Origin of the sequence: Acidovorax sp. JHL-9 (genome assembly GCF_000426205.1) — a bacterium.
GTDB classification, from domain to species: domain Bacteria; phylum Pseudomonadota; class Gammaproteobacteria; order Burkholderiales; family Burkholderiaceae_C; genus Acidovorax; species Acidovorax soli.
In genome coordinates this window covers 1-26,102 of record NZ_AUEX01000001.1, presented here as the reverse complement: position 1 = coordinate 26,102, position 26,102 = coordinate 1, and the positions used below count along the sequence as shown (strand labels likewise).

Sequence of the window (26,102 nt, the reverse complement as noted above, 5' to 3'; positions counted from 1 at the left end):
CTCCCAGACCGCGCCGTGGCGCCAGGTCAGCAGGGCTGGCCCTGCCGCGCGGCCAGCCAGCCCGGCGCATCCTGCAGCGCCACCGGGCGCAGGAAACGGTCCATCGCGGCCCAGCCCACCGATGTGCTGCCCGGCTGGGTGGAGGAGGGGAAGGGGCCGCCATGCTGCTGGCCGGCCGAGACGGCCACACCGGTGGGGTAGCCCGAGAACAGGACCCGCCCGGCCACCTGCGAGGCGGCGCGCACCAGTGCAAGCACTTCGTCGGAGGGTTCGTCGGCACCCCAGACCGTCACCGTGAGCGAGCCGCCAATGGCCTGCAGCACCTCGATTGCCTGCGCCGTGCCGGCCACGCGCACGACCAGGGCAGCGGGGCCAAACACTTCCTCATGCAAGGCCGGGTTGGCGAGGAAACCGGCGGCGTCGATCTGCGCCAGGAAGGGGCGCGGCGGCTGCCCTTCGGCGGCCGTCTCGCCCAGCACGACGGCCAGACCGGGCTGCGCGGCCCAGGCGGTGCGGCCGGCGTCGAAACCCGCACGCATCTGCGCTGTGAGCATGTGGTGCGGGGTGCTGGCTTTCAGTGCACCAGTCAGCTGAGCGACGAAGGCGTCGCCTTGCGCGCCCTGCGGCACGACGATGACGCCGGGGCTGGTACAAAACTGGCCGCAGCCCATGGTGATGGAGCCGGCCAGGCCCTGGGCCAGTTGGGCCCCCTTGGCGGCCAGGGCCGCAGGCAGGGCGATCAGCGGGTTGACCGAACCCAGCTCGCCGAAGAACGGAATCGGCCGCGGCCGCGACTGTGCCGCCTTCTCCAGCGCCAGGCCACCGCGCACCGAGCCGGTGAAGGCGGCGGCCGCGATCAGCGGATGCTGCACGAGCGCCACGCCTGTTTCCGTGCCACGGCCGTCCACCATGTCCAGCACGCCGGATGGCAGGCCCTGCGCCGCGACCACGCCCCGTGCCAGCTTGGCCACGGCATGCGACAGGGCGCGATGCCCGCGGTGTGCCTTGACCACGACCGGGCAACCGGCCGCCAGTGCCGCAGCGGTATCACCGCCCAGCACCGAAAAGGCAAAGGGGAAGTTGCTGGCGCTGAACATGGCCACCGGACCCAGCGGCACGCGCACGCGCATCAGGTGCGGGTGGCCGACCGGCGGTGCACCCGCCACGGCCGGATCATCGGTAAAGGCAAATGCCGCGCCCTGTTCGACCTGGGTGGCGAAGCCGCGCAGCTGGAATGCCGTGCGATCGAGCTCGCCATTGAGCCGGGCCGTGCCGAGGTGGGTCTCCTGGTCGGCCAGTGCCACCAGCGTTTCGCGCTCGGACTCCAGTGCGTCGGCCAAGCCGCGCAGCAAGGTGGCGCGGGTGGCCGCAGGCGAGGCGCCGAAGGTGGCGAACGCATGGCTGGCAGCGCTGACGATGGCGTCCAGCTGGCTGGCGGAGGTGTCCTGGAAGGTCATTGGGGTTGGATGGGTAAGGGGGAGTCTTGTGCGGGCAAGCCGAGGGTGAATCGCCGAACCGCCAAGCACCCAGGCGATGGGTGCCGCGATCCGGGGGGCCAGGTCGTCAGTCCGCAGTGATCTTGCGGGCCACGATGAGCTTTGCCCAGCGGGCGTATTCCGCCGCCTGGAAGCTGGCGAACTGCTCGGGCGTGTTCAGCACCATTTCGAAGCCCAGTTCCAGCAGCCTGGCCTTGGTTTGCGGCTCGTTCAGGATCGAGGCGATGGCGGTGTTGAGCTTCGTCTTGACGTCGACAGGCAGGCCTTTGGGGCCGGCGATGGCCTGCCATGAATACACGTTCGCGTCCTTGATGCCGCTTTCTTCCAGCGTGGGCACGTTGGGCAGCAAGGTGGACCGCTTGGCGCTGGTGATGGCCAGTGCCTTGAGCTTGCCCGCCTGGATTTGTGGCATGGCGGTATTGATGTTCATGAACGAAGCATCCACCTGGTTGCCCAGCAGATCGGTCATCACGGGACCGCCGCCGCGGTAGGGCACATGGATGCCGCTGGTGCCGGTCTGCTGCCAGAACAGTTCGGCCGTCAGGTGGTCGCTGCTGCCATTGCCCGAGGACGCAAAGGTCATCTTGCCCGGATTGGCCTTGATGAAGGCAATCACATCGCTCAGCGTGTTGTGCCTGGATGCTGCCGGCACCACCAGCACATTCGGGGCCTGCACCGCCACGGTGATGGGGTCCAGGTCCTTGAGTGCGTCATAGGGCACCTTGATCAGGTGCGGTGCAATCACGAACGGGCCCAGCGATGCCACCAGCAAGGTGTGGCCGTCGGCCGGGCTGCGTGCCACCTGCGCTGCGCCGATGGTTCCGGTGGCCCCGGGCTTGTTCTCGATGATCACCGTGCCGCCCAGTTTGTCGGGCAGCTTGCTCGACAGGGTGCGGGCGATCATGTCGGTGGAGCCCCCTGGCGGGAAGGGCACCAGCAGCGTGATCGGCTTGGTCGGCCATGCGAGGGCGCTCGTGGATGCGAGCGCGCCCAATGCGAATGTGCAAAGAATTTTCCTGATCATCGTGTGTCTCCTCTGGATGGAAAGGGTGCTTTACTGGGGGCCCAGCTTGGCGATGAGTGCCGCGAGTTCTTCACACTCGGAGGGCGTCAGTTCCGACAGCGGCGCGCGCACCGGCCCGGCATCGTGGCCGACGATGCGGGCGCCTGCCTTGATCATCGAGACGGCGTAGCCCTGCTTGCGGTTGCGGATATTGAGCAGCGGATGGAAGAATTCGCGCAGCAGGCGGTGCTGGGTGCCCATGTCGTCGGTGCGCACTGCTTCATAGAACTGCATGGCGGTGCGGGGGATGAAGTTGAAGACCGCCGACGAGTACACCGGCGTGCCCAGCGCCTTGTAGGCGGCGGCATACACCTCGGCGGTCGGCAACCCGCCCAGATAGGAGAAGCGGTCGCCCATCTTCGAATAAATGGCGCTCATCAGTTCGATGTTGCCCACACCATCCTTGAAACCGACCAGGTTGGGACAGCGGTCGGCCAAAATGGCCAGGGACTCGGGGGTCAGCTTGCTGACGCTGCGGTTGTAGACGATGACACCGAACTTCACGCTCTTGCAGACCTGCTCGACATGGTTGATCAGGCCTTCCTGGCTGGCTTCGGTCAGGTAGTGGGGTAGCAGCAGGACGCCATGCGCGCCCTGGCGCTCGGCTTCCTGGGCACAGGCAATCGCAAAGCGCGTGGGGCCGCCCGCGCCTGCAATGATGGGCACCTTGCCACGGCAGGTCTGTACCGCGGTCTTGATGACCTCCGCATATTCGCTGCCCGTCAGGGAAAAGAATTCGCCCGTACCGCCTGCGGCAAAGAGGGCGGATGCGCCATAGGGTTTCAGCCATTCAAGCCGTGCGGCATAGCCCTTGGGGTTGAAGTCGCCGTTGGCGTCGAAGTCCGTCAGCGGGAACGACAGCAGGCCGCTGGACATGATTTGCTTGAGGTCTTGGGGATTCATCGGGGCGGTTCCTGTGGAAGGGCTCAGTAACGGGTGAAAGCGGCTTGGGGGGGGCGGTCTGTTGCAGGAGCGCCATTTCGACGGGCCTGCGTGTTACAGTCAAACCTGACATTGATATACGTTATCAGTTGTCGTACAAGTTGGATCGAATTATTACGTGGTCACGGTATCCATGAATCTAGGGAATACCCTATGAATCTTCCTCTCCTGCCCCGCCGCAAGCCGCGCAGCCTCGCCATCGAGGTGGTGGAAAAGCTCACCCAGGACATTCGGGCCGGGGGACTGCCCGCCGGCAGCAAACTCCCTACCGAGGCCTCCTTCATGGAAGCCTTCGGTGTGAGCCGCACCGTGGTGCGCGAAGCCATCTCGCGCCTGCAGGCGGCCGGGCTGGTCGAGACCCGCCACGGCATTGGCACTTTCGTGCTGTCCCAGGACAGCGGGCCGTCATTTCGTGTCAGCCCCGATCAGTTGGGAACCTTGCGCGACGTCATTGCCCTGCTGGAATTTCGCATCAGTGTCGAGACCGAAGCCGCGGCCCTGGCGGCCATACGGCGCAGCGACGACAACCTGCGCGAGATGCGCGGTGCGCTCTCGGCTTTCACGGCGGCCATGGAAGAGGGGCGCGATGCGGCCAGCGCCGACCTGCAGTTCCACCAGGAAATCGCCCGCGCCACCCAGAACCACCATTTTCTGGACCTGATGAAGTCCCTCGGGCTGGGGGTCATACCGCGCACCCGGCTGGAAGCGCCCGCCATGGTGCAGCCTGAGCGCGTGGCTTATCTGCGCGGCGTCCACCAGGAGCACGAGAGCATTTACAACGCGATTGCAGCGCAGGATTTTGAGGCGGCACGCGCGGCGATGCGTACCCATCTGTCCAACAGCCGGGATCGGCACCGGCGCAGCGAGGCCGGGAGCCGCTGAACAGGCCTGGAGGGGATTTCAAGGGTTTTCCCTTGGTGTTGATTGGAAATATAGTTGTACGATGTCTGTTGACATTTGGCGCTGTTTTTTTGTTTTACCCCATGCCCACACCCCACCCAACCCCTATCGTGACCCACATGCAGGTGGTCCCCGTCGCGGGCCGCGACAGCATGCTGCTCAACCTCAGCGGCGCCCATGGCCCCTTCTTCACGCGCAACCTGGTGATCCTGACGGACTCCAGCGGCCACACCGGCGTGGGGGAGGTGCCCGGTGGCGAAAAGATCCGGCAAACCCTGGAAGATGCCCGCGCCCTGATCGAAGGGCAGCCTGTCGGCGACTACAACCGGCTGCTCAACGCCATGCGCAAGCGCTTTGCCGACCGCGACAGCGGCGGGCGTGGCCTGCAGACCTTCGACCTGCGGATCACCATCCATGCGGTCACGGCGGTCGAGAGTGCCTTGCTGGACCTGCTGGGCCAGCACCTGAATGTGCCGGTGGCGGCGCTCCTGGGCGAAGGGCAGCAGCGCGAGCGCGTGCAGATGCTGGGCTACCTGTTCTACATCGCCGATCGGCGCAAGACCGGCCTGGACTACCGCAGCGAGCCCGACGCCGACGACGACTGGCTGCGCCTGCGCCACGAAGAGGCCATGACCCCCGAGGCCGTGGTGCGGCTGGCCGAGGCGGCCCAGGCGCGTTATGGGTTCCAGGATTTCAAGCTCAAGGGCGGTGTGCTGCGCGGCGAAGACGAGATCGAGGCCGTCACGGCCCTGCACGAGCGGTTTCCGCAAGCGCGCATCACGCTGGACCCCAACGGCGGCTGGCTGCTCAAGGATGCGGTGCGCCTGATGCGCAACATGCACGACGTGGTTGCCTATGCCGAAGACCCCTGCGGCGGTGAAGGCGTGTTTTCGGGCCGCGAGGTGATGGCCGAATTCCGCCGTGCCACCGGCCTGCCCACCGCCACCAACATGGTCGCTACCGACTGGCGCGAGATGGCCCACAGCATCCAGCTGCAGTCGGTCGACATTCCGCTGGCCGACCCGCATTTCTGGACGCTGCAGGGCTCGGTGCGCGTGGCGCAGCTGTGCCAGATGTATGACCTGACCTGGGGCTCGCACTCCAACAACCATTTCGACGTGTCGCTGGCGATGTTCACCCATTGCGCCGCCGCCGCGCCGGGCAAGGTCACGGCCATCGACACCCACTGGATCTGGCAGGACGGCCAGTTTCTTACCAAGGAGCCCCTGCAGATCCGGGACGGCTACGTGGACGTGCCCGCCAAACCCGGTCTGGGCATCGAGCTGGACAGGGATGCCGTGCACAAGGCCCATCAGCTGTACCTGCAGCACGGCCTGGGTGCCCGGGACGACGCCGCAGCCATGCAGCACCTGATCCCGGGCTGGAAGTTCAACAACAAAATGCCTTGCATGGTGCGTTGAGCCACGCGCGCAAGGGCCCGCCACGTCTTCTGCGCGGGGCGGCCCCCTGGCAAGCTCAGAGCACCAGAAAGGCCAGCGCTGCAACGGCGGTGGGCCCCAGCGCTCCCAGCAGCAACCCGCCCGCGCCAATGGTTTCATCGGCAAAGCCGCGCTTGAGCAGGGCGATGCCGGCCGGATTGGGTGCGTTGGCAATCACCGTCAGGCCGCCACCGGCCACGGCCCCAGCCACCAGCATGTATTTGGCAGGGTCGGAAATGCCCTCGATCAGCGAGCCCAGGTAGGTCAGCGCTGCGTTGTCGGTGATGGCTGTCAGGCCGAGGGCGCCAGCGAACAGGGCCAGCGGCTGCAGGCTGGAGACGATGGGTTGCAGCCACCACTGCTGCATGCCGCCCAGCACCACCAGACCCGCCAGGAAGAAGCCCACCAGCAGTGCTTCCTTCAGAATGAGCGGGCTCTGGTGGCGTTCATAGGCCTGCGTGAAGGCCAGGAACAGCAGAAAAAGCGCCAGGAAAACCACCGGGTGGTGCGCGAACAGCACCACGCCGGCCAGCAATGCCAGGTGCACGGCCGCCACCGTGGCGGAAACGGGTGCGCGGGCCTGCTGGCCGGCTGCCAGAGAACTGGGGTGGGGCAGGTGCTTGCGCAGCAAGAAAGTGCAGACCGTGGCGTTGAGCAGTACCGCCAGCGCGGCCTTCCAGCCGAAGGTGGCCAGCATGAAGGTGCTGTCCCATTGCCAGGTGGCGGCCACCATCAGCACCGGCGGTGCGGCGTACGAGGTGAGCGTGCCGCCGATCGACACATTCACGAACAGCACCCCCAGCGCCAGGTATTTGTGGCCTTCGGGCACCGAGGTGCGAAAAATCTGTGGCGCCAGCATCAGGGCGGCAATGGTCATGGCGGCCGGTTCGGTGATGAGCGAACCCAGCAGTGGCACGGCGGAGAGCCCCAGCCAGGCGGTGGCCATGGGGGTGGGCAGGGGCAGGACGCGGGCCATGGCATCCACCAGGGCCACCACGGTGCGCAATACCGGGCGCGAGGCGGCAATCACCATCACCACGAAGACGAACAGGGGCTCGGTGTAGTTGCGCGACTCGGCATATTGCAGGGCCTGCCCGCCACCATCCACCAGCGCCATGGCGACGATCAGCACCATGGCCCAGAAACCAAACACCACCTCCACCTCGCCCAGCAGATGGAACAGGCCTGCGTGGCGCGGAAAGCGGTGCGATAGCCGCTCGAAATGCTTGACGCTAAAGGTGTGGAGCAGGGCAATGCCGAACAGGGCGGCGGCAATCCATTGAAGGATGGTGGGGATCATGTGTTTGCGGTCGCAAAAAAACCGCGTGGCGGCCCGACCAGCGCATGAACCTGTCGCGCCTGCTGGCGCATACACCCGCCACCATCTTACCAGCGGCGCCTGGGGCCAACAGGTGGCAAAACGGGACGCCATGATTGCGTCAAGAAGTAGCTTATCAGCCTATCTGGGAAAAGCGCTGCAGGCCGCTTTGGCAGGTTAATTCTGGGAATCCGCAGGCAGCGCCGTGGGACGAAGAAATTCCTCTGCGGGGCACGGAATGCCGCTTCACCCGTGCCGGTGGCAGCGCGCCGTCAGAGGATAATTCGCCCTTTTGCCAGCCCCCAGGGCTTGAAGGACGCACGCGTGGACATTGTTTTGCTGGTCAAGGCCGCCATCATGGGCGTGGTCGAAGGACTGACCGAGTTTCTTCCCATCTCCTCCACCGGCCACCTGATTCTTGCGGGGTCGCTGCTGGGCTTTGACGACGCCAAGGCCAAGGTGTTCGACATCGCCATCCAGACGGGGGCCATCTTCGCGGTCATCCTGGTGTACTGGCAAAAAATCCGCGCCACGCTGGCGGCCCTGCCCTCCGAGCGGCAGGCGCAACGGTTTGCGCTCAATGTGCTGATTGCCTTTGTGCCGGCGGTGGTGCTGGGGCTGCTGTTTGGCAAGGCCATCAAGGCCCATCTGTTCACCCCTGTGGTGGTGGCCAGCGCCTTCATCATTGGCGGCTTCATCATCCTGTGGGCCGAACGCCGCCCCGCTGCGGCCACCCGCATCCATGCGGTGGATGACATGACGGCGTGGGACGCCGTGAAGGTGGGCCTGGTGCAGTGCCTGGCCATGGTGCCGGGCACCAGCCGCAGCGGCGCCACCATCATCGGTGGCATGCTGCTGGGACTGTCGCGCAAGGCCGCCACGGATTTCTCGTTTTTTCTGGCCATTCCCACGCTGATCGGCGCGGGGGCGTACAGCCTGTACAAGGAACGCGCCGTGCTGTCGGTGGCCGACATCCCGATGTTTGCCGTGGGCCTGGTGTTTTCCTTCTTCAGCGCCTGGCTGTGCGTGCGCTGGCTGCTGCGCTACATCAGCACCCATAGTTTTGTGCCGTTTGCGTATTACCGCATCGCGTTTGGCGTGGTGGTGCTGATTTCGGCATGGACTGGCTTAGCGCAGTGGGCCGGCTGATAATGGCGCCATGACTTATCTGCCGCGCATTCTTCGGGGCCTTGGGGGCTGCACTGTGTTGTTGTGGGGCCTGGGCGCAGGCCTGCCTGCCCTTGCCGAGGAGGCGCCACCCTCCGTCCATGCGGATGGATCCCCCAAGTTCAACTACGTGCTGGGCGCCATCGTGGGCAACAGCCCGGACTATGCCGGTAGCAGCGAGCGCTCGACCCATCTGCGCCCGGCCTGGGCGCTGGAATATGGGCGGTTTCGCCTGAGCACCTCGCGCGGCAGCACGCTCATGGGCCATGGGCTGGAGCAGCGCGAATCGGGTGCCACCGCCATCCTGACCGAAAGCGACCGGTTCAGCCTGAGTGCATCGCTGCGCCTGGACAGTGGCCGCAAAGGCAGCGACTCGCCGCTGCTGGCCGGCTTGCCCGAGGTGCGTTCCACCGTGCGCGCCCGTCTCAGCGCGGGCTATGCCATCACGCCCCGGTGGTCGGTGGGTGCCGGCTTGTCGCAAGACATCCTGGGGCGCTCCGGCGGGGCGCAACTGAACACCAGCGTCTCCTACACCCTGCCCGTCACGCAGCAGACCCGGGTGGTTTTTGGTGCTGGCGCCAGTTTTGGCGACCGCACCTACATGCACTCCCGGTTTGGTGTGCCTGCCGTGGCGGGTGGCGCCGGGGTCGCCCGGCTGCCCGCGTACGAGCTCGGTGGCGGCCTCTACAGCGTGGATCTGGGCGTGGATGTGATGACGGCGCTCAATCGCCATTGGGTGCTGTGGGGTGGCGTGGGTGTCTCGCAAGTGCAGTCCGACGCCCGCCGCAGCCCCCTCACCGTGCGGCCCACCGGCTACAGCGCTTCGCTGGGGCTGGCCTACCGCTGCTGCCGCTGATCGAAGCCTGGCGGCGCGGGAGGCACGCTGGTTCTTGCCTCAGGCGGAAGCCGGCGCGAGATCATCCCTGTTGCGCCGCAGGCAGAACTTGCCCGCCTGCTTGCCGCTGTACATGGCGGCGTCGGCCTGCTTGAGCAGGGCGCTGGCGTCCTGGCCGTCGAGAGGCGCGATGGCATAGCCGATCGTGAGGCCCACACTCACCTGGAGGTCGCCCAGCGCAAACGGGCTGCGAAACGCCTCCAGCAGCTCAAACCCCAGGTCCTGGGCCTGCCCTGGCGTGGCCAGGCCACTGGTCATCACCACGAACTCATCGCCCCCCACGCGCGCCACCACATCGTTGTGCCGCACCTGGGCCAGCAGGCGGCGCGTAGCGGCCACCAGCAAGGCATCTCCCACGTCGTGGCCATGCTGGTCATTGACGGGCTTGAATCCATCCAGGTCCATCACATACACCGCCAGCAAGGACTGCGCATCGCAGCGCGCAAGGGCCGATGACAGCGCAGCGTGCAGCCCCCGGCGGTTGACCAGGCCGGTGAGCGGATCGGTATGCGCCAGCGAGCGCATGGCATCGCGCTCCTGGCTGGCAACCTGCGCCGCCTTGCGCAGCCGGCGCGCCTGCTCGCCCAGCACCCGCATGAACAGCAGCATGTCGATGGTGGCTCCGAACTGGAACGAGTGCAGCGTCCAGAAGTTCACCGGCAGCCAGCCGCGTATCACCCCGACGATCACGGCCGTGGACCCAAAGTACACCAGCCAGGCCAGCAAGAAGGTGGTGCCGATGCTGTCGCCACTGCGCGCGCGCTGCACCGCACCGGGAATCCCCATCAGGGCGGGCACCAGCCCCAGAATGCTGACAATGCGTGCGATGGTGTGCGTAGAGACCCCGTCGAGCGTGTAAACCAGCGCCAGCACCACGCACAGCGCGGCACCGGAGCGCATCGCCCACAGCAGCCGGCTGCGCGGCAAATGGCCAACCAGGGCCTGGCTGATGAACAGAAACGAGCCACAGGTGGCCATGAGCGCGGCCAGCGAGGCGCCATGCACTTCAAACCACGGGTTGTCGGCCCACAGGTACTGCTGGCCTACCCCGAAGAAGTGCAGCGAAAACAGCAGGCTGCCCGCCAGCAGCAGCGCATATTGCACAAACAGCGGGTCCCGCAGGCTGGCCCATTGCGCCAGGCTGTACACCAGCAGGCACAGCGCCAGCCCGGTCAGCACGCCCTGCAGCATCTGCTCATGCACGGCGCGGCTCAGTTGTGCGGCTGGCTTGTTGAGGGTGATGGGCAAGACCATGGCCCCGGTGGTCTCCACGCGCAGCCACAGTTCATACGGTTGCCCTGGCACCAGGTTCATCGCTACGGTGTGCGAGCGCGTGCGCAAGGGGCGCTGGGAGTAAGGCTGCAGATTGCCCAGGGTGGCGTGCTGCACGACTTGCCCGCCCAGGGTAAGGAACATGTCAATGCGGTTCAGTGGCGGGTAGTCGATGTCCAGCGCCCAGCGGCCATCGGACAAATGTTCGGCCATCAGTTCCATGCGCAGCCACATGGCTTCGGGCCGTACACCGAGCGTGCCGCCAGCGCCGGCAGGGGCTTCGAAGCGCGACACCTGCGCCTGCATGTCCGCCAGCGTTTGCTGCCGGGTGGCATCGGCCAGCACCGTCACGGCGGGCCAGGCCTGCACCGTGGCGGCTGCTTCCCGCAGCACGAGCATGGCGGGCGCGGCGTTCACCCAGGTGCCAACGCACAGCCACAGCAGGAACAGGGCCCAGCGCAAGATGGACCCTGGTGGTTGGGGGGCGGGGCAGGGCGGCATGGCGAACAAGGCTGGGGCAAGATGGCCATTGTTTTGTATCGCAGTGTAACTTTCTCGCCCCGGAGCAGCTGGTAAAAAGCGGCCTGCGCCTGCACTGGCGAAGCGCAGATTTTTACCGCGTCACGCCCGTCCCGCATTCATGGCCCTTGGCCAGCCGGGTACAAGGCTCTTAGCGTCCTGCAGCCGGCAGCGCCGCCAGGTTCAACAAGGCCGCCTCGATGGCGGCGGCGGTGGCCAGCGGCTGCTCCATCGGAAACAGGTGGCTGCCGTCCAGCATCATGATGCGCCCGTGCGTCACGCGCTGCGTCAGCGCCATGCCCACCTGGCGCATCTCCACCGATGCGCGCCCGCCAATGAAGGCGGCCGGGCAGCTCAGCGGGTGGCGGCGCAGCAGGCGATCCAGGTTGTGTGGCAGGGTGTTGTAGATGGCGGTTTCCACCGCGCGGTCAAAGCCCAGCACCCGGCGTCCGTCCGCGTCGTGCAGGCCGTGGGTGACATAGTCTTGCAGCACCTGCGGGTTCCACTGCGCAAACACCTTTTTCTTGCGAAAGTGCTCCAGCGCCTCTTCGGTGCTGGCCCAGCTCATGCGGCGCTGTCGGCTCACACGGCCAGGCGACACAGCACCCACGACCTGGGTGCGCTTGGCCATGCCCACGGTGGTGGCACGCCAGCCGCTGATCAGCGGGGAGTCGAGCATCAGCACGCCACGTGCCAACGTGGGGTACTGGGCCGCCGCCATCACGCTCAGGATGCCGCCCAGCGAATGCCCCACCAGGTACACCGGCTCGCCAGCGGCCTCCACCTGCTGCGCCGCAAAGTCGCCCAGCTGCCGCACCAGGTGCGGCCAGTTGCTGGTGACCGGGTATTTCTCATCGTGGCCAAAGCGGTCGATGGCGGCTACCTCGAAACCGCGCTGGCGCAGGTGTTCGAAAAGTACGTTGTAGGTGCCCGCCGGAAAACTGTTGCCATGCGAAAAAACGATCTTGGTCATCGATCAATCCGGGTGCGGTGGGTCAGATCAGCTTTTCGCGGAAGTTGGTGATCTTCTTGAGCGGCCTGCTGCGCGCCGGGTTCACCAGAATGGGCGTATCGGTCGAGCGGCCGTCCCAGGCCGGGTCCTCGATGCTGTCGAACACCGCGCGCAGCTTCTGCCCCCAGCTGTCATGCAGCATGCGAAAGTAGGGGTTGTGCTCGTCAATGCACACGATCTTGTCGGTGGTGAGCCGGTCGGCCTCGTACACCACCAGGTCCATGGGCAGGCCCACCGAGAGGTTGGACTTGAGCGTGCTGTCCATCGACACCAGCGCGCACTTGGCGGCTTCGTCCAGCGGCGTTTCGGGCGTCAGCACGCGGTCGAGCACCGGCTTGCCGTATTTCGACTCGCCCACCTGGAAATACGGTGTCTCGGCGGTCGATTCGATGAAATTGCCCGCCGAATACACCTGAAACAGGCGCATGCCCTCGCCCTGGATCTGGCCGCCAAACACCATCGACACATTGAAATCCACCCCCGAGCGCTTGAGCGCCGCGCCATCGCGCTCGTGCACATGGCGCACGGCGGCGCCCAGCACGCGGGCGGCGTCGAACATGCTCTTGGCGTTCCAGATGGTGACGGGCTCGCCGTCCGCGTCATCCTTGATCTGCGTGGTTTGCAAGATCTCGCGCACCGACTGCGAAATGCTCAGGTTGCCCGCCGACAGCAGCACCATGAAGCGCTCCCCCGCCTTTTCATAGACCATCATCTTGCGAAAAGAGCTGATCTGGTCCAGCCCGGCGTTGGTGCGCGAATCGGACAGGAACACCAGCCCGGCATTGAGTTTGATGGCGACGCAATACGTCATGGGAGTGCGAGAGAGAGGGAAAGGCACCGAGTGTAGTGCCGCGCCGCAACGCGCCTGAAGCGCAGTTGCCGCCAACGGAAAGATGACGAAAAGACGCAGCTACTGTATGGCTGATGGCGTATGCCCTGCAAGCGCTGCGGGGCGATATCTATCCGTCTTTGCAGAAGACTCTGATCGCTTGCGCCCGGCATCACTGCCCTGCCAGCTTTTTAAGCTGGTACAGCGCATCCAGTGCCTCGCGCGGGCTGAGCTGGTCGGGGTGGATGGCCGCCAGGGCGGCTTCGACGGGGCTGGCGCCCGCGCTCTCGGGCACTTCGGGCGTGGCGAACAGGTCCACCTGCAGCTCGTCTTCGCCCGCGCGCTCTTCCAGCGCGGCCAGGGCGTGGCGGGCGTGGTGCAGCACGGGGGCGGGTACGCCGGCCAGTTTGGCCACCTGGATGCCGTAGCTGCGGCTGGCGGGGCCGGGTTGCAGTTCGTGCAGAAACACGATGTCGGTGCCGGCCTCGGCGGCGGCCACATGCATGTTGACGGCGTGGCGGGCCTTGGCGGGCAGTTCGGTCAGCTCGAAGTAGTGCGTGGCAAACAGCGTGAAGGCGCGGGTCTTGTCGTGCAGGTGCGTGGCAATGCCACTGGCCAGGGCCAGGCCGTCAAACGTGCTGGTACCGCGGCCGATTTCGTCCATCAGCACCAGGCTGTGGGGCGTTGCGGCATGCAATATCTGCGCGGCCTCGGTCATCTCCAGCATGAAGGTGGATTGCGCGTTGGCCAGATCGTCGGCTGCGCCAATGCGCGTGTGGATGGCGTCAATCGGCCCCAGGCGGCAGCTCGCGGCGGGCACATGGCTGCCCATGCTGGCCAGCAGCACGATGAGCGCCACCTGGCGCATGTAGGTCGATTTGCCGCCCATGTTGGGGCCGGTGATGACCTGCATGCGCGTGTTGGCGTTCAGGCGCGTGTGGTTGGCGATGAAGGCGCCGCTCGATGTCTCGGCCAGGCGCGCCTCGACCACGGGGTGGCGGCCGGCCTCGATCTCGATGCAGGGCTCGGGCACGAACTGTGGTGTGCACCAGTTCAGCGTGAGCGAGCGCTCGGCCAGCGCGCACAGCACGTCGAGCGCGGCCAGGGCGTGGGCCAGGCGGGTGAGCTGCGGGATGTGCGGCTGGAGCTGGTCGAGCACCTGCTCGTACAGCCATTTTTCGCGCGCCAGGGCGCGCTCGTTGGCCGACAGGGCCTTGTCTTCAAACGCCTTGAGCTCGGGCGTGATGAAGCGCTCGGCGTTCTTGAGCGTCTGGCGGCGGCGGTAATCCTCGGGCACCTTGTCGAGGTGGCTGCCCGTCACCTCGATATAGAAGCCGTGCACCTTGTTGAACTGCACGCGCAAATTGGGGATGCCGGTGCGGGCCTTCTCGCGCGTTTCGAGGTCGAGCAGGAAGGCGTCGCAGTTGCTCTGGATGGCGCGCAGTTCGTCCAGTTCGGCATCGAAGCCGCTGGCGATCACGCCGCCGTCGCGCACCAGGGCGGCGGGTTCCTCGTCGATGGCGCGGCGCAGCAGCTCCGTGCAGCCTGCGGGCGGTTGCAGGTGGCTGAAAATCTGAACCAGATACGGCTCTGGTGCCCACCCATTCTGCGCCAGAAGCGCTGCTTTCTGTAGCGTTTTGCCCAGACCCACCAGTTCGCGTGGGCGTACCTGGCGCAGGGCGGTGCGGGCGGTGATGCGTTCCACGTCGCTCACGCCCTTGAGCTGTTCGCGCAGTGCCTGCCAGGGCGCCTGGTTGGCGCTGCCGTCGCCGCGCAGCGCGGTGGTGGCGGCCAGGCGCTGGCGGGCCTCGGCGCGGTCGCGTTGCGGTTCCAGCAGCCAGCTCTTGAGCAGGCGGCTGCCCATTCCGGTCATGCAGGTGTCGATCAGCGAGAACAGCGTGGGCGCATCCTCGCCACGCAGGGTCTTGACCAACTCCAGGTTGCGGCGCGTGCTGGCGGGCAGGTCGATCAGGTCGTCGCCGCGCTGCACCTGCACGCTGTGCACATGCGTGAGCGTGCGGCCCTGGGTGTGCTCGGCGTATTGCAGCAGGGCGGCGGCGGCGGCATGCGCCTGGGCCAGCTCCTGCGCGCTCCAGGCCTGCAGGCTGGCGGCGCCCAGGTGTTCGAGCAGCTTGCGCTCACCCAAAGCACTGTCAAACTGCCAGTCCGGCCGGGGGCTCATGGGGCAGGTGAAGGCGCCACCCTGGCGCAGCACCTGCAGTTGCTGTTCAAACCGCTCGGTCACGCCGGCGCTGTAGATCAGTTCGCTGGGCGCAATGCGCGCCAGCCAGGCGCCCACTTCGTCGTGCGCGCATTCGGCCAGGAAGACGCGGCCCTGCGTCACGCTCAGCCACGCCAGGCCACAGCGCGCGCGCGGCGCCTGGTGCACGGCCAGCAGCAGCGATTCGGACTTGTCGGACAGCAGCTCGGTGTCGGTCAGCGTGCCGGGGGTGACCACGCGCACCACCTTGCGCTCCACCGGCCCCTTGGCCGCGCCCACCTCACCCACCTGCTCGGCAATGGCCACCGACTCGCCCATCTTGATCAGCCGGGCGAGGTAGTTTTCCAGCGCATGGAAGGGCACGCCCGCCATCGTCACCGGCTGGCCGCCCGACTGGCCGCGCTGCGTGAGCGTGATGTCGAGCAGGCGCGCGGCCTTCTCGGCGTCTTGCCAGAAGACCTCGTAGAAGTCGCCCATGCGGTAAAACAGCAGCGTGTCGGGGTACCCGGCCTTGAGGGACAGGTACTGCGCCATCATCGGCGTGTGCGCGGAGAAGTCTATTTTTGTCATTAAAATCAACAGCTTAGCGATTACGCCATCTGATTTTGGGGTAATTTCGGTGTAATTTGGGTCATGTTTTGCATGCCCTCCCAGATGCGCTCAAGTTCCCTGGAGGACTCTGTGTCAATCCATCGGCCGTAGACCGTCACGAGCATGGAGTAGTCCTTGTGCCCCATCTGATTGGCGATGAAGGCCAGGTTGCCCCGCGCGGTGAGATTCCAGCAGGCATAGGTGTGCCGGGTTTGGTAGGCCGGGCGCGTGCGGATCTCTGCGCGCCGCACCAGATTGGCCCATTTGGTGTTCCAGGCGCTCGGCACGAAGTAGTCGTTGACGACCGCCTTGCGGGCCTGCGTCTTCGGCGATAGCAGCACGCGCACACGGTCGGTGCGCGATTCATGGCGGTTCAGCCAGACGGTCAGGTCCGCCGCTTCGCGCTTCTCGGCATCGGCGACCAGCACCTTCAGGGCATCGCGCGCCGGCGGCTGCAACAGCACAGTGCGCTCCTTCTTCGTCTTGGGCACCTTGAACGTCACCGACTGCGTGATGGAGCGACGCACGGTGATCTTGCTGAAATCCGGCGCCACGTCCTCCACGGCCAGGGCGAGGAGTTCGCCCGGCCGCAGCCCGGTGTAGACGGCCACCGTCACGGCGGCGTTGTCGATCGGGTGCAGGCAACCTTTCTCGATGAGCGACAGGTATTCCTCGTAAGTCAGCGGGTCCGGGTCCTTGATGCTTTTGGTGAAGCGGGCGCAATGCTTGCCAAGCTCACCGCAGTAGTGGTTGTTCTCACACCAGTAGAGGAAGCCGGAGAAGGTCGCCAGGTAGTGGTTCACTGTGGAAACGGCGCGCGTGGCGATCAGGTCCACACGCAGTTTCTGGATGTCCTCGGGCAGCAGGGAGTCGACCATGCGGTTTCGGCCGAGCGTATCCACGCAGATATTGAGCGCTACCTCGTAGCGCGATTGCGTTTCCGGCGTGATGTCCACTGCTTTGAGCGGCTTGTAGCGGTCGCAGAGTTCGCCCACACGCTTGCCGGGCGCCATGCTCGCGGCCGAACGCGCGTGCGGGAAGAACTCGGACTCGTTGTAGCTGCCGCTCCTCAGTGCGAACAGCGCCGCGCTGCGTAACTGGACGGCGTGTTTGATGTTGTTGCGAGTCGGCTCCAGGCGAAGCGTATGGGTATGGCGAGCGCGTTTGAACATGAAGAAGACGCGGATCGAATTGCCGCGTACTTCGACGCCGGGGTACCCCGTATTGGTTTCCGCTGTCTTCGCCATCTGTCTTACCTCACTGTTGAGTTCTCCGCGATGCCATCGAGTGGCCACTGGCCGGTCTTGAGCATGAACAGCTCGAACAGCCCAGGGGGCATGGCTCGCTCGCCGGCCTCCCATTGCTGCCATCCACGCATGGAGGCATGCACCATGTGCGCTGCTTCTGTCTGCGTGAATCCCACGGTAAGGCGGGCTTTGCGGATGGCGTCGGGCGTGGGGTTGTGAGGTTTCGGGTCGTTCATGGCGCCGGTAGCGAAAGCCCGATCCGCAGGAGCGACTGGGAGGTACTACGGGCTGAATTGTACACTCAATGAGTGTGTCAAATTTTCATTCGTTCTCGCGGCGTCTGCTTCGTCGAAGAAGGGCTAGTAGGCCCTGACGAGCGCATCGCTTTCGACCCAGCGCTCGAACTCGCCCAGGTTCACGAAGATGCGTCCGTCGGGTGCCTTGCGCCAGATGCGGCCTTCGATCCAGATTCCGCCCTTGATCTTGTGCCGCACGGCGTTCTCGCTGTAGCCGGTGACTTCGGCGAATCGCTTGACCAGTACCCATTGACTGGGATTACCCATGATGACCTCCGCTCAAACCAGGTCATCGACGTAGGGGAGGGTGATGGCCTTGTGTTCGAATTGTCTAGACGACGGACTGAACGCAAAACCCGCGTGGGCGTGTTTGGGCGCAGGAGGGCGTGAAAAGGCCGCGCGAGTTGCTGTACTGGGGGCACAGCAGTTTGGTCAGCTATCGGATATGAGCGTGCGAAGAGAACCTGGGGCTATCACCGTTACGCTGAACCAAATTGCCAATTCGAAGGGGTGGGAATGAACTATGAACTTTTGGAGGATTCGGCATGGCGCGGTCCTCTTATGCTGGCGATGCAGCGCGCCATCGTGGCTGAATTCAACTCGACGGACTGGCATGAGCTTGGCTATCTAACGGGGCTCCATGACTACATTCGTGGACATGCCCGGCTGCTCCGCAGCTTGGGATTTGGGGATGACGACTACGGCGGCTGCGTTTTTCAGGTCCTTGAGTATTTTGCGAACAACGACATCCGGGCCTTAGTTGCCGTTGTCGATCACTCCAAGATTCGCCCGCATCTTGAACGGGATCAGGCAGGCAAACTGATTGAACTGGGATACCAGGCGGGACATGTGCCCGCTGTTCTGCCGACAGTCTCTGCCTCTGAGGTCGTGCGTCGCGCTCTGCAAGATGCCGATCACCTGCTTGCTACATCGGGGGCACCGAGTGCGATTGACCGTCTTCACACCGCCATGCATGGATACCTCAAGTCCATTTGCCAGGACTGTGCGATCCCGCTCACCGAAGGGGCGACGCTCACACAGGCCTACAAAGCACTTCGTGGTCACCACCCCGCACTGCAGTCATTGGGGGAGCACGACGGAGAGATCGGAAGAATATTGGTGTCGTTTGCATCTGTCCTCGATGCGCTCAACACCCTTCGCAACCATGGAAGCGTCGCCCACCCCAACGAAGACATCGTTGAGCGGGCTGAGGGCGAGTTGGGTGTCAATGCCGTCCGAACGATCTTCCATTACCTGCGCATCGCCTTTGACTGCCGTCATAAGGGCATGGGTCAGCGCGCGGGTATCCAAGTTAGTGCAATACGCGGGTGTGCCCGGCTGCTGCCTCCAGGAATCTGCCAGGCTGCCGGCGTTGATGCCGTCGAAGCCCGCGTCGCTCACTAGCCCGATGACCTTTCGGATCGCCTCTTCGTGGTCGCCGGATACGGGCAGCGCTATCCGGTCCGGCGCGTCCGTTGGGCGTCCCTTGTCGGCCAAGCTTGGAGCCATGATGCTGTTGAACGCCTTGATAACTGGATGCCCGAGTTGCTCCTCCACCCATTGGCTCTCCGGCATACCTGCTTCGATCTGAGCGATTGGCTCGTCCCGAAGACTAGGGAAGTAGTTACCGGTATCCACAACGGGCACATAAAGCGGAAGCGCTTCGAACAGTTCCTTCGGCAACTGAGGAATGCTGCCTTGGGGAATCGACACAACGACGACATCCATTCCTCTAATGGCCTCCGCGACTGAAACGGCGGTAGCCCCGATCGCTCGGGCCTTTTCCTTGATGCTGGCTGGTCCTCGCGAATTCGCGATGAATACCTTATGACCGGCTGTTTGGAACTTGCATGCAAGGGTTGAGCCGACATTTCCCGCTCCGATGATTCCAATTCGCATGTCCTACCTCCGACTGGTGATTGATTGACGCTGTGTTGTAGGCGTTGCCGCCGGGCCCCGGCGTTTACTAGGAGCGACGCTGGTACACCTTCCCATGACTGAGACGCTCCAAGTTGACGATGCCCACGATTGGCCTTTTGCTTGGTATCGAGTAGGCACGAGGTCGCAGCACCAGTGCTCGTCGCCCTTCCCGCCGTTGACACACGCCGAAGCATCTCGGGAAAGTACCTACGATCCAAAACTGGAATTCCGAATTCTGTTCAGGCATGATAGCAGGCATGGAAAATAGAATTCAGCATTCCGTAGAGGCGACGCCACAGTACATCGATCAGGTGTTTCACCTGCTGCTCGACTCGATCGTTCTTGGAGAACTACAGCCAGGGCAGCGAGTTCGCCAGGGCGAGTTAGCCGATCGGCTGGGCGTGTCTCGACAGCCAGTCAGCCATGCTCTGCAGTTGCTCAAGCAACAGGGGTTGGTGCGGGAGGCAGGCAAGCAAGGAGTTGAGGTCGCGCCAATTGATTTGGAGTACATCGTTCATCTCTATCGGGCGCGTACAGCGCTTGAGGGCATGGCCGTGATGCTGGCGACGTCCAGGGTTCGGGGCAACGAGGCGTTGGCGGTGCAAACCGACGAGCTTCGGTCGGCGCTGGAAGCCGGGAGTGAGGCCTGCGGAGCAGCCAACCCGACATTGCCAGCTTTGGTGAAGGCTGATGCACGCTTTCACAATGCTTTGTATCGGCTTTCCGGCAATCCGGTGATCGAACAAATGATGTCCGCGCAATGGCCGCATCTGATGCGCTCGATGATGGCCACCTATCTGGGCGAAGGCGATTGGCCCAAGCGCGCTTGGGAAGAGCATGGGCTGATCGCTCAGGCCGTTCTGGCGGGCAACATCGATGAAGCCCATGATCTCATCACCCGGCACCTGCAGAGGGCAGGTTCGGAAAGCCATCAACGACTTCGAGCGGTGCTCGACTCAAAGCAGGTTGCACAGTCTGTGACCGGTCGCCAGTCGCTGATGATCGTCGCAGCCTCTGCCGGAGGGCACGAGTAGCGAAGTGCTTCATTCGGCTCTGATCTAGCGCGCTCAGCGCACCTCTGTTCGTAACTGCGTCGAAAGGCGTGTAGGGCGTTTTTTTGCCTTTTTTTCTTATGGGTGCCCCCAAAAGGCGGCCCAGGAGGTTGCTCGCCTTTTTCCTCACTCGGATCGCCAAGCGATCCATCACATCAACTTAGTCAAAGGAGACTTAAATGAAACTCAATGCCGAACAATTGGCCCGCTTCGACGAGCTGGGCTATGTCTTCATCCCGGAATGCTTTTCCCAGAAGGAAGTCGAGGCTCTTCGACAAGCCGCTTCTGACGTGCTGAATCAGCAGCGAGAGGAGGTCTGGCGCGAAAAGGATGGCACGCCGCGCACGGCGTTCGCATGCCACACGTACAACGAAGCCTGCGAATTGCTTGTGCATGACGCTCGACTGATTGAGCCGCTCGAGCAGTTGTTTGGTGAGCGGACTTACGTCCATCAGTTCAAGATCAACGCCAAGGCAGCATTCACCGGCGACGTTTGGCAGTGGCACCAGGACTTCCCCACGTGGCACAAGGACGACGGTATGCCCGAGCCGAAGGCAATGAACATCGCGATCTTTCTGGACGAGGTCATGCCCATCAATGGTCCTCTGATGATTGTTCCGCGCAGCCACAGGGTCGGGGAACTTGAATCGGCTCACGACCTAAAGACGACCTCATACCCGCTGTGGACCCCCGACAACGAAACGGTCTCTCGGCTGGTGGAGAAAGACGGCATCATTGCACCGACTGGCAAAGCTGGTGGCGTGCTCATGTTCCACGCGAACATCCTGCACGGTTCGGCAGGCAACATCACGCCTTATCCGCGGCGCATCGTGTACCTGACGCTCTCAGCAGTCTCCAACGCTCTGACCAATCCGACTCGGCCTGACTTCATCGCGCACCGCGACTTCACGCCGGTAGAGAAGGGGGCCAGTGATGCATTGGCGCGCTATGCGGACGAGCATCTGGTATCGGCTTGACACATTTATAGGTCGTGGCACGTCAGTTCCGACCGACGTGCCGACCAAGTGAGTTGCCATGAACGAACGATATCCATCCAGCTACGCACGGGCGCGGACTTTGATCCATCCGGGTCCATTCAACCCAGTGCGTATTCAGACGAAGCGCGCGGATCGCGCGCGCCACTTTCGCCTATTGCTTGCTCCAGGGCAGAACCTTTTCGAAGCATTGGTTCGTCCGCTCGCCGCGCTAGGCGTTGAAAGTGCCTCTACAACGATCTTGGGAGGCATGTTCGAGCGTCTGGAGTACTGCACGGCGCCCCCTGATCCGTCGCGGCAGGCCATCATCCGATACACCAGGCCGATTGAAAGTGGCCGGACGTGGATGGTGTTCGGCAACGCGACTATTGGTAAGAACTCCACGGGCGAACCCTTGGTGCATTGCCATGCCGCAGTTCGTACGCAATCGGGCGAATTGAAAGGTGGACACATCATCACGCAGACCAGCGTCGTAGGACCTACACCCATCTCTGTTCTCGTTACGTCGCTTGACGGATTCCAGTTGCGCGTCGCCTTTGATCCAGAAACCAATATACCGCTGATTCAGCCTTTGGATCCAGCCGGAAAGGAGAGCTTTCATGAGTGAATTGCCCGTTGTTGAAAAGGGCTCGATGGGCCGCGTGGCATATGCACGCATCGCACCCAACGAAGATCTGCTCTATGGCGTAGAGAAGATGTGCCTCTCTGTTGGCTTTAAGAACGCCTTCGTGCGCGGAGCACTTGGTAGTCTGGTAGACGGTTGCATTCTCGGTGGCGATGGGCAGAACCTTGTTGTGAAAGGCCCTGCGGTGGAAATTGTCAGTCTCGCGGGCGAGGTGCGTTCAGTGGACGACGGGTCGGTGCGTGCAGCGCTGTCGGGCGTCATCGCTGACCCTGAAGGGCAGGTCTACGGTGGGCCCTTCGTTGCCGGCTTGAACCCGATTTGCATGACCTTCGAGGTCACGCTTGAGGAGTGGCTGCCCGAGGACCTGCGGGCTGCCTCGTGATGTCGGAAGCGAGGTCCCGTATGGACGCGAAGAACTGGAGCGTGCGTGTCGTGAGAGGAGGCGAGCTAGTTGAACTCGGCCGTGTCACGGAGAATTCGGAAAGGTCTGCGCGACATAAGGCGCTTCGGCTCTTTGGCGTTGCGGACTATCAGGTGGAGGTTGAAGGCGTCCGGCCACGTGGTGTTGCGATCTACCCCGATGAGGAGTTCGAGGTATTGCTCACATCGGACGAATTGTGAGCTTAGCGGAGGTAACTGTTCTCGCGGAGTTTCCGTTGCAGCTTACAGGTGATCCTAGTGGGCTGCGGCATCATGCTCCACCTGCCTTCGCGTTATGACTTCGGCGACCGCCAAGCGATTCTTCATCCAGGGCGTAACCGGTGACGGGCGCATCTTCCGGCCGAGCGATTGGGCCGAGCGCCTAGCCGGCGTGATAAGTCCATTCCGACCTGGCGGGCATGCACCAGACAAGCACCTTAGCTATTCGCCTTGGTGCTTGCCGACCGCGATGCATGGTGTGAAATGTGTTGTGGTGCATAGCGACTTACACGACGCAAATGTGATGGCCTGGGACTTCGTGATGAAATTCGCTCGTGACAATGATCTGAGGGTCAGCGAAGGCTGTTTGCTGTCCGAGCAGCAACAAATCTCCAGCAGTACGTCGTGCGTGGGCCTCTTTCTCGATCGGACGGCATAGGCTGAACCACTGGCGCTGCAGTGCCTGATGCGTAAAAACGCTGCGCGGGCTCTGTGCGTCGGCTTTGCTTTGCAGTTGAGCAGGACGGCGGCGAGGCCGTCTAACTACCTCAATGCGGGAGCCATTCATAGCGTCTTTTCGGCCGCCTGTTGCTGTGTGAGCTCTTGACTCGCTTGCATCAGCCGATTTCCCAGGTATATGCCTTTGGCGCCGTCGATCCGAGATTTGATAGCGGCAATACTGATCGAAGCGACAGGTCGACCTTCGAAGTCGTAGACGGGAACACCTACGGCCCAACTATCTTCGAGAACCAAGCCAGGATTGATGCAGTAGCCGTTCTCACGCGTCTCCCTGATCAATCGCCGAATGGCTTTGCCCGTACAGCGCGGAAACCGCGCACTTCGGATCTGGGCCGTGCGCTGCAGTGCGTCCTCAACTTCGTCGTTCGACAGCGCTGCGAGCAGTGCGGTTGCACCCGCTCCGACGCCTAGTGGCCAACGGTCGCCGGCCTTCACGAGCTGATTCTTGATGGGGAAGGAGCCTTCGTCGCGCGAGAGGCAGATGGTCTCATAGCCGTGAAGCACAGAAAAAAACACCGTGTCGCCAGACACATTGGCCAAGTCTCGCAACGTAGGCGCAACCAGGCGCTGCAGCTGGTAACTGTCCTCAGCTGCCAGGCCGACTGCAAATGCCTCGGGACCTAGTCGATAGCGGCCTGATTGCTTGTCGTGCAACACGAAGCCTTCGTCGACCAGAGTCTTCGTCAAGCGGATCACGGTGGCCTTGTTCAACTCCAGTCGGCGCGTGATTTCTAGCATTCTCAGACCGGACGGACCGATCTGCGTGAGCAATCGAAGGACAGCAAGACCGCGTCTAAGCGTCTGGGCGCCGGCCGTCATCGGTGTATCAACTTCTTCCCGCACATCACCTCCTCATACTGTCCACTATATGAACCAAATGACTGAAACTTACCCGATGCCTGAGTAGCGGAATGTGGACCACTTTCAGGCCTGAAACCACAGATAACTAAGTTGCCATTGCGCAGACCGACATAGGATTTGGCAGCGATTTGCTCGGGAGTTTCTCGAAAATTAGGTTCATATAGTAAACCTAATGTGAGTCTTCTGCAACAGAGATGCGGCTCGAAAGAGTCGCTCCGCAGCGGATAAGCCGGAGTGGATCGCGGGTGTCTCGCCAACGCTCAGTCAGGCATCAAAAGCATCGACGACCTGAGGAAGGCGGCCAGTAGTGCAGTCACGGGACTGGACATCGGCATACCAGCAGTTGGGTCGCCGGCGCATGTTCTGAGTGCCGCGGTCTCGGATCGCCTGGGACTCAAAGCGACTTTGGTTCCACTTGCCGGGGAGCCGGGTGGGGTCACCAGCCTTCTCGCCAACCAAGTTCCAACGTTCGTCTTCTTGGTAGGCTCCGCGCAGCAGTACATCGAGAAAGGGCAGATGGTTCCTCTTCTGGCGTTTACACGAGAACGGTTGCCTGAGTTGCCCCAGGTGCCGACGGTCGTCGAAGTCTTTGGCGATGCCCAGCTTGCGCGAGAAGGGTGGCTCGGGGTTACAACGAAGGCGGGAAGTCCCCCCAACGTCGCCCGGTCGCTGGAGCTGTGGACAAAACGGTGTCTTGAGACACCAGAGTTTCAGCAGGCCGTGCGACGATCCTTCTTTCATCCCCGGTTTGCCGGCCATGTTGAGTTCAACAAGATCGTTGACGAGGACATCGCCTTTTGGAGCGATTGGATTCGTAAGTTGCGAATCACAAACGACTGAAGTCGCAGTGAACTGCCGCCAGTTCACTGGACGTCGATTCAGCTTTTAGCGCAGCCTCGAAATGTCGGCCCGGACTTGTCTCGGCTGCGGTAGACCTTCTTGGCACTGCGCTCAGTCCTCGTCCTGCACCACGCGGTTGGAGATAGTGATGATGGAGCGGCACAGCTTGGAGCGCTGGTGCAGGGTGACCAGCAAGAGCTCAGCACTGACGTCGGCAATGCGTCTGACCAGAAACAAATCGTCCAGAATCAATAGGTCCGGCTCGATCCGGTCCTTGAGTCGACGGGCCTGATCTGCAGCGCTGGCCAGGCCGTAGCGGGCGAGTTCGGTGTCGACCTCCACATAGCGCACGTCAAAAGCCTGCAGCGCGCTCGGTCGTCCACCGCTTTGGCCACATGCCTCTTGCCCGTTCCGTGCTTGCCCGATGATCAGCGCGCTAGGGCCGCCACTAGGCCGTCGAACTGCGCGCTGGTGAGTTCCCGCGACACAGGTGCGGCCGCCATCGCGACAACCAGACGAAGCGCCCGACGTTCAGTTGCCGAGAAGCGCGCTTGTCCAGTGGCTGCACGCACAGCCAAATCGCGTCGATACGGACCTCTTCAGTGCCGCAGCCACTTCGCCCAGCGAGGGTGCAGTGCACGGCCTGCGAGCAGGGATTGCACCATCAGGCGAGTCTCGCCGCGTTGCCGTGGGAGTTGGATGTCGGCTTCCGCGCTCGTTCCCTTTGCATCGCAACGGTCAACCGACGCCACAGCGTCGGCAGCGCCTGAAGCCGGGTGCACGGGAACGAAGTGCAGCGCTGTCGGTGGTTTGGTGTGGTAGGCGCTGTCGCTGACACCAGAGCATTGTCCCGCATGTGGTGCTATTTCGTCCTCATCAAGGCGGCGTTGGCTAGACGGCCTCCGTTGGCCTCAGACCTCAACAAGGTGTCCTTCTGGCCGGCAGCGCAGTCCGGCATTGCTGCCATTTGTAGATAAGCGTTAGGACGGGTCCGGGGCTCTGAGGGAGAGCTACCTCAATGAAGTCGAGGCGCTCTTCGAAATTGGAGGCTGCAGCCCTGATCGTATCAATCCGATGTTGCGCAAACGCGGCCTGCTCTTGAAGTGTTGATTTCCACGCAGAAGTGACCCACTAACCCCCAGGATTTCCATCTAAATCTGATCCACGTACTAACCCTAACCTGCTGCTTTCTTAAGCAGCAGGAGACCAGGAGTGATAGACGTGGCAACACTGAGTGTCATCAGGCGCTGGGCCCTGCGAGAGCAGCTGTCCATCCGAGAGATCGCCCGCCGCACGGGCCTCTCGCGCAACACCATCCGCAAGTACCTGCGCGCGGGCGAGGCCGAGCCGCACTACGCCAAGCGGGTCAGCCCTTCCAAGCTCGACCCCTTTGCCTTGAAGCTCGCCGGCTGGCTCAAGACGGAAGCTGGCCGATCCCGCAAGC

26 protein-coding genes and 2 pseudogenes are annotated in these 26,102 nt (G+C 63.4%); 14 read left to right on the top strand and 14 right to left on the bottom strand.

What is annotated here, in order from left to right; translation table 11 throughout:
• Positions 1-26 precede the first annotated feature (26 nt).
• From K225_RS0100130 to kdgD, 3 genes are read right to left on the bottom strand one after another with little or no spacing between them, the layout of a single operon-like run.
• A complete protein-coding gene (locus K225_RS0100130; protein ID WP_255346450.1) occupies positions 27-1,508 on the bottom strand; it encodes an aldehyde dehydrogenase (NADP(+)) in 1,482 nt (493 codons plus the stop codon).
• 55 nt (positions 1,509-1,563) lie between these two features.
• Positions 1,564-2,520: a tripartite tricarboxylate transporter substrate binding protein gene (locus K225_RS0100125; protein WP_034711439.1), complete on the bottom strand. Its 957-nt coding sequence runs from the start codon at positions 2,518-2,520 to the stop codon at positions 1,564-1,566.
• Between the two features lie 30 nt (positions 2,521-2,550).
• Complete coding sequence (gene kdgD / locus K225_RS0100120) at positions 2,551-3,462, bottom strand: 5-dehydro-4-deoxyglucarate dehydratase (RefSeq protein ID WP_026434506.1); 912 nt, start codon at positions 3,460-3,462, stop codon at positions 2,551-2,553.
• Positions 3,463-3,654: 192 nt separating this feature from the next.
• Here kdgD and K225_RS0100115 point away from each other — a divergent pair, with 192 nt between their 5' ends.
• Together K225_RS0100115 and gudD are read left to right on the top strand one after the other, a co-directional pair.
• The gene (locus tag K225_RS0100115) at positions 3,655-4,383 is read left to right on the top strand and encodes a FadR/GntR family transcriptional regulator (RefSeq protein ID WP_026434505.1); all 729 of its coding nucleotides are present in this window, start codon (positions 3,655-3,657) and stop codon (positions 4,381-4,383) included.
• Between the two features lie 101 nt (positions 4,384-4,484).
• Positions 4,485-5,822, top strand: coding sequence for a glucarate dehydratase (gudD, locus tag K225_RS0100110; protein ID WP_026434504.1), 1,338 nt, complete (start codon positions 4,485-4,487; stop codon positions 5,820-5,822).
• 55 nt (positions 5,823-5,877) lie between these two features.
• Here the strand turns inward: gudD and K225_RS0100105 are convergent, their stop codons facing one another.
• Positions 5,878-7,140 carry a putative Na+/H+ antiporter gene (locus K225_RS0100105; protein WP_026434503.1) on the bottom strand — a complete coding sequence of 421 codons (1,263 nt, stop codon included), beginning with the start codon at positions 7,138-7,140 and terminating at the stop codon, positions 5,878-5,880.
• Positions 7,141-7,482: 342 nt separating this feature from the next.
• On the opposite strand from K225_RS0100105, the gene K225_RS0100100 reads away from it, so the two are divergent.
• A complete protein-coding gene (locus K225_RS0100100; RefSeq protein WP_026434502.1) occupies positions 7,483-8,307 on the top strand; it encodes an undecaprenyl-diphosphate phosphatase in 825 nt (274 codons plus the stop codon).
• Positions 8,308-8,317: 10 nt separating this feature from the next.
• A complete protein-coding gene (locus tag K225_RS0100095) occupies positions 8,318-9,181 on the top strand; it encodes a MipA/OmpV family protein (RefSeq protein ID WP_081679557.1) in 864 nt (287 codons plus the stop codon).
• A 39-nt stretch (positions 9,182-9,220) separates the two neighbouring features.
• Here the strand turns inward: K225_RS0100095 and K225_RS0100090 are convergent, their stop codons facing one another.
• The 7 genes from K225_RS0100090 to K225_RS0100060 form a co-directional block, all read right to left on the bottom strand.
• On the bottom strand, positions 9,221-10,954 hold the full coding sequence (locus K225_RS0100090; protein WP_026434500.1) for a diguanylate cyclase: 1,734 nt from the start codon (positions 10,952-10,954) through the stop codon (positions 9,221-9,223).
• Positions 10,955-11,162: 208 nt separating this feature from the next.
• Positions 11,163-11,984: an alpha/beta fold hydrolase gene (locus tag K225_RS0100085; RefSeq protein WP_026434499.1), complete on the bottom strand. Its 822-nt coding sequence runs from the start codon at positions 11,982-11,984 to the stop codon at positions 11,163-11,165.
• A 22-nt stretch (positions 11,985-12,006) separates the two neighbouring features.
• A complete protein-coding gene (locus K225_RS0100080; protein WP_026434498.1) occupies positions 12,007-12,834 on the bottom strand; it encodes a proteasome-type protease in 828 nt (275 codons plus the stop codon).
• 190 nt (positions 12,835-13,024) lie between these two features.
• Entirely contained in the window at positions 13,025-15,643 is a 2,619-nt protein-coding gene (gene mutS / locus K225_RS0100075; protein WP_026434497.1) for a DNA mismatch repair protein MutS, read from the bottom strand.
• A gap of 20 nt (positions 15,644-15,663) precedes the next feature.
• A complete protein-coding gene (locus K225_RS0100070) occupies positions 15,664-16,911 on the bottom strand; it encodes a tyrosine-type recombinase/integrase (protein WP_026434496.1) in 1,248 nt (415 codons plus the stop codon).
• Between the two features lie 5 nt (positions 16,912-16,916).
• Positions 16,917-17,147 carry a helix-turn-helix domain-containing protein gene (locus K225_RS20060; protein ID WP_034711437.1) on the bottom strand — a complete coding sequence of 77 codons (231 nt, stop codon included), beginning with the start codon at positions 17,145-17,147 and terminating at the stop codon, positions 16,917-16,919.
• Between the two features lie 123 nt (positions 17,148-17,270).
• Positions 17,271-17,474 (bottom strand): excisionase, encoded by a 204-nt coding sequence (locus K225_RS0100060; RefSeq protein WP_026434495.1) that lies wholly within the window; start codon positions 17,472-17,474, stop codon positions 17,271-17,273.
• Positions 17,475-17,723: 249 nt separating this feature from the next.
• Here K225_RS0100060 and K225_RS22500 point away from each other — a divergent pair.
• Both K225_RS22500 and K225_RS22775 read left to right on the top strand, forming a co-directional pair.
• A pseudogene (locus K225_RS22500) lies at positions 17,724-17,933 on the top strand (hypothetical protein); the annotation flags it as partial.
• A 123-nt stretch (positions 17,934-18,056) separates the two neighbouring features.
• Positions 18,057-18,404 (top strand): annotated as a pseudogene (locus tag K225_RS22775) (abortive infection family protein); the annotation flags it as partial.
• Here the strand turns inward: K225_RS22775 and K225_RS22770 are convergent.
• A complete protein-coding gene (locus K225_RS22770) occupies positions 18,288-19,106 on the bottom strand; it encodes an NADPH-dependent F420 reductase (RefSeq protein ID WP_081679556.1) in 819 nt (272 codons plus the stop codon). The pseudogene K225_RS22775 and the gene K225_RS22770 sit on opposite strands and share 117 nt — an antisense overlap.
• Positions 19,107-19,384: 278 nt before the next feature.
• Between K225_RS22770 and K225_RS20050 the strand changes: the two genes are divergently transcribed.
• The 6 genes from K225_RS20050 (at position 19,385) to K225_RS20045 (ending at position 22,877) form a co-directional block, all read left to right on the top strand.
• Positions 19,385-20,161 (top strand): GntR family transcriptional regulator, encoded by a 777-nt coding sequence (locus tag K225_RS20050; protein WP_155885195.1) that lies wholly within the window; start codon positions 19,385-19,387, stop codon positions 20,159-20,161.
• Positions 20,162-20,358: 197 nt separating this feature from the next.
• Positions 20,359-21,156, top strand: coding sequence for a phytanoyl-CoA dioxygenase family protein (locus tag K225_RS0100040; protein WP_026434493.1), 798 nt, complete (start codon positions 20,359-20,361; stop codon positions 21,154-21,156).
• 58 nt (positions 21,157-21,214) lie between these two features.
• Positions 21,215-21,781 (top strand): PPC domain-containing DNA-binding protein, encoded by a 567-nt coding sequence (locus K225_RS21505; RefSeq protein ID WP_081679555.1) that lies wholly within the window; start codon positions 21,215-21,217, stop codon positions 21,779-21,781.
• Positions 21,774-22,181, top strand: coding sequence for a PPC domain-containing DNA-binding protein (locus K225_RS0100035; RefSeq protein ID WP_026434492.1), 408 nt, complete (start codon positions 21,774-21,776; stop codon positions 22,179-22,181). The genes K225_RS21505 and K225_RS0100035 overlap by 8 nt, the downstream gene beginning before the upstream one ends.
• Positions 22,182-22,201: 20 nt before the next feature.
• Positions 22,202-22,420, top strand: a complete 219-nt coding sequence (locus tag K225_RS22340) for a hypothetical protein (RefSeq protein ID WP_026434491.1) — start codon at positions 22,202-22,204, stop codon at positions 22,418-22,420.
• Between the two features lie 94 nt (positions 22,421-22,514).
• A complete protein-coding gene (locus K225_RS20045) occupies positions 22,515-22,877 on the top strand; it encodes a DUF3579 domain-containing protein (RefSeq protein ID WP_051248530.1) in 363 nt (120 codons plus the stop codon).
• A gap of 125 nt (positions 22,878-23,002) precedes the next feature.
• Here K225_RS20045 and K225_RS20040 read toward each other — a convergent pair whose 3' ends face one another.
• Positions 23,003-23,800 (bottom strand): IclR family transcriptional regulator, encoded by a 798-nt coding sequence (locus K225_RS20040; protein WP_238323152.1) that lies wholly within the window; start codon positions 23,798-23,800, stop codon positions 23,003-23,005.
• Positions 23,801-24,052: 252 nt separating this feature from the next.
• Between K225_RS20040 and K225_RS22765 the strand changes: the two genes are divergently transcribed.
• Positions 24,053-24,658 (top strand): tripartite tricarboxylate transporter substrate-binding protein, encoded by a 606-nt coding sequence (locus tag K225_RS22765; protein ID WP_026434490.1) that lies wholly within the window; start codon positions 24,053-24,055, stop codon positions 24,656-24,658.
• A gap of 111 nt (positions 24,659-24,769) precedes the next feature.
• Here K225_RS22765 and K225_RS21410 read toward each other — a convergent pair whose 3' ends face one another.
• On the bottom strand, positions 24,770-25,009 hold the full coding sequence (locus K225_RS21410; protein WP_026434489.1) for a hypothetical protein: 240 nt from the start codon (positions 25,007-25,009) through the stop codon (positions 24,770-24,772).
• Between the two features lie 861 nt (positions 25,010-25,870).
• On the opposite strand from K225_RS21410, the gene K225_RS0100005 reads away from it, so the two are divergent.
• Positions 25,871-26,102, top strand: a 232-nt coding sequence (locus K225_RS0100005) for a winged helix-turn-helix transcriptional regulator (RefSeq protein ID WP_034711495.1), incomplete at its 3' end; no start/stop codon positions are given.

What these genes read in the sequence shown, in the direction of transcription:
- K225_RS0100125 (WP_034711439.1), bottom strand. Translation starts at nt 2,520, where the DNA reads ATGATCAGGAAAATTCTTTGCACATTCGCATTGGGCGCGCTCGCATCC.
- kdgD (WP_026434506.1), bottom strand. Translation starts at nt 3,462, where the DNA reads ATGAATCCCCAAGACCTCAAGCAAATCATGTCCAGCGGCCTGCTGTCG.
- K225_RS0100115 (WP_026434505.1), top strand. Translation starts at nt 3,655, where the DNA reads ATGAATCTTCCTCTCCTGCCCCGCCGCAAGCCGCGCAGCCTCGCCATC.
- gudD (WP_026434504.1), top strand. Translation starts at nt 4,485, where the DNA reads ATGCCCACACCCCACCCAACCCCTATCGTGACCCACATGCAGGTGGTC.
- K225_RS0100105 (WP_026434503.1), bottom strand. Translation starts at nt 7,140, where the DNA reads ATGATCCCCACCATCCTTCAATGGATTGCCGCCGCCCTGTTCGGCATT.
- K225_RS0100095 (WP_081679557.1), top strand. Translation starts at nt 8,318, where the DNA reads ATGACTTATCTGCCGCGCATTCTTCGGGGCCTTGGGGGCTGCACTGTG.
- K225_RS0100085 (WP_026434499.1), bottom strand. Translation starts at nt 11,984, where the DNA reads ATGACCAAGATCGTTTTTTCGCATGGCAACAGTTTTCCGGCGGGCACC.
- K225_RS0100080 (WP_026434498.1), bottom strand. Translation starts at nt 12,834, where the DNA reads ATGACGTATTGCGTCGCCATCAAACTCAATGCCGGGCTGGTGTTCCTG.
- mutS (WP_026434497.1), bottom strand. Translation starts at nt 15,643, where the DNA reads ATGACAAAAATAGACTTCTCCGCGCACACGCCGATGATGGCGCAGTAC.
- K225_RS0100070 (WP_026434496.1), bottom strand. Translation starts at nt 16,911, where the DNA reads ATGGCGAAGACAGCGGAAACCAATACGGGGTACCCCGGCGTCGAAGTA.
- K225_RS20060 (WP_034711437.1), bottom strand. Translation starts at nt 17,147, where the DNA reads ATGAACGACCCGAAACCTCACAACCCCACGCCCGACGCCATCCGCAAA.
- K225_RS0100060 (WP_026434495.1), bottom strand. Translation starts at nt 17,474, where the DNA reads ATGGGTAATCCCAGTCAATGGGTACTGGTCAAGCGATTCGCCGAAGTC.
- K225_RS22770 (WP_081679556.1), bottom strand. Translation starts at nt 19,106, where the DNA reads ATGCGAATTGGAATCATCGGAGCGGGAAATGTCGGCTCAACCCTTGCA.
- K225_RS20050 (WP_155885195.1), top strand. Translation starts at nt 19,385, where the DNA reads ATGGAAAATAGAATTCAGCATTCCGTAGAGGCGACGCCACAGTACATC.
- K225_RS0100040 (WP_026434493.1), top strand. Translation starts at nt 20,359, where the DNA reads ATGAAACTCAATGCCGAACAATTGGCCCGCTTCGACGAGCTGGGCTAT.
- K225_RS21505 (WP_081679555.1), top strand. Translation starts at nt 21,215, where the DNA reads ATGAACGAACGATATCCATCCAGCTACGCACGGGCGCGGACTTTGATC.
- K225_RS0100035 (WP_026434492.1), top strand. Translation starts at nt 21,774, where the DNA reads ATGAGTGAATTGCCCGTTGTTGAAAAGGGCTCGATGGGCCGCGTGGCA.
- K225_RS22340 (WP_026434491.1), top strand. Translation starts at nt 22,202, where the DNA reads ATGGACGCGAAGAACTGGAGCGTGCGTGTCGTGAGAGGAGGCGAGCTA.
- K225_RS20045 (WP_051248530.1), top strand. Translation starts at nt 22,515, where the DNA reads ATGACTTCGGCGACCGCCAAGCGATTCTTCATCCAGGGCGTAACCGGT.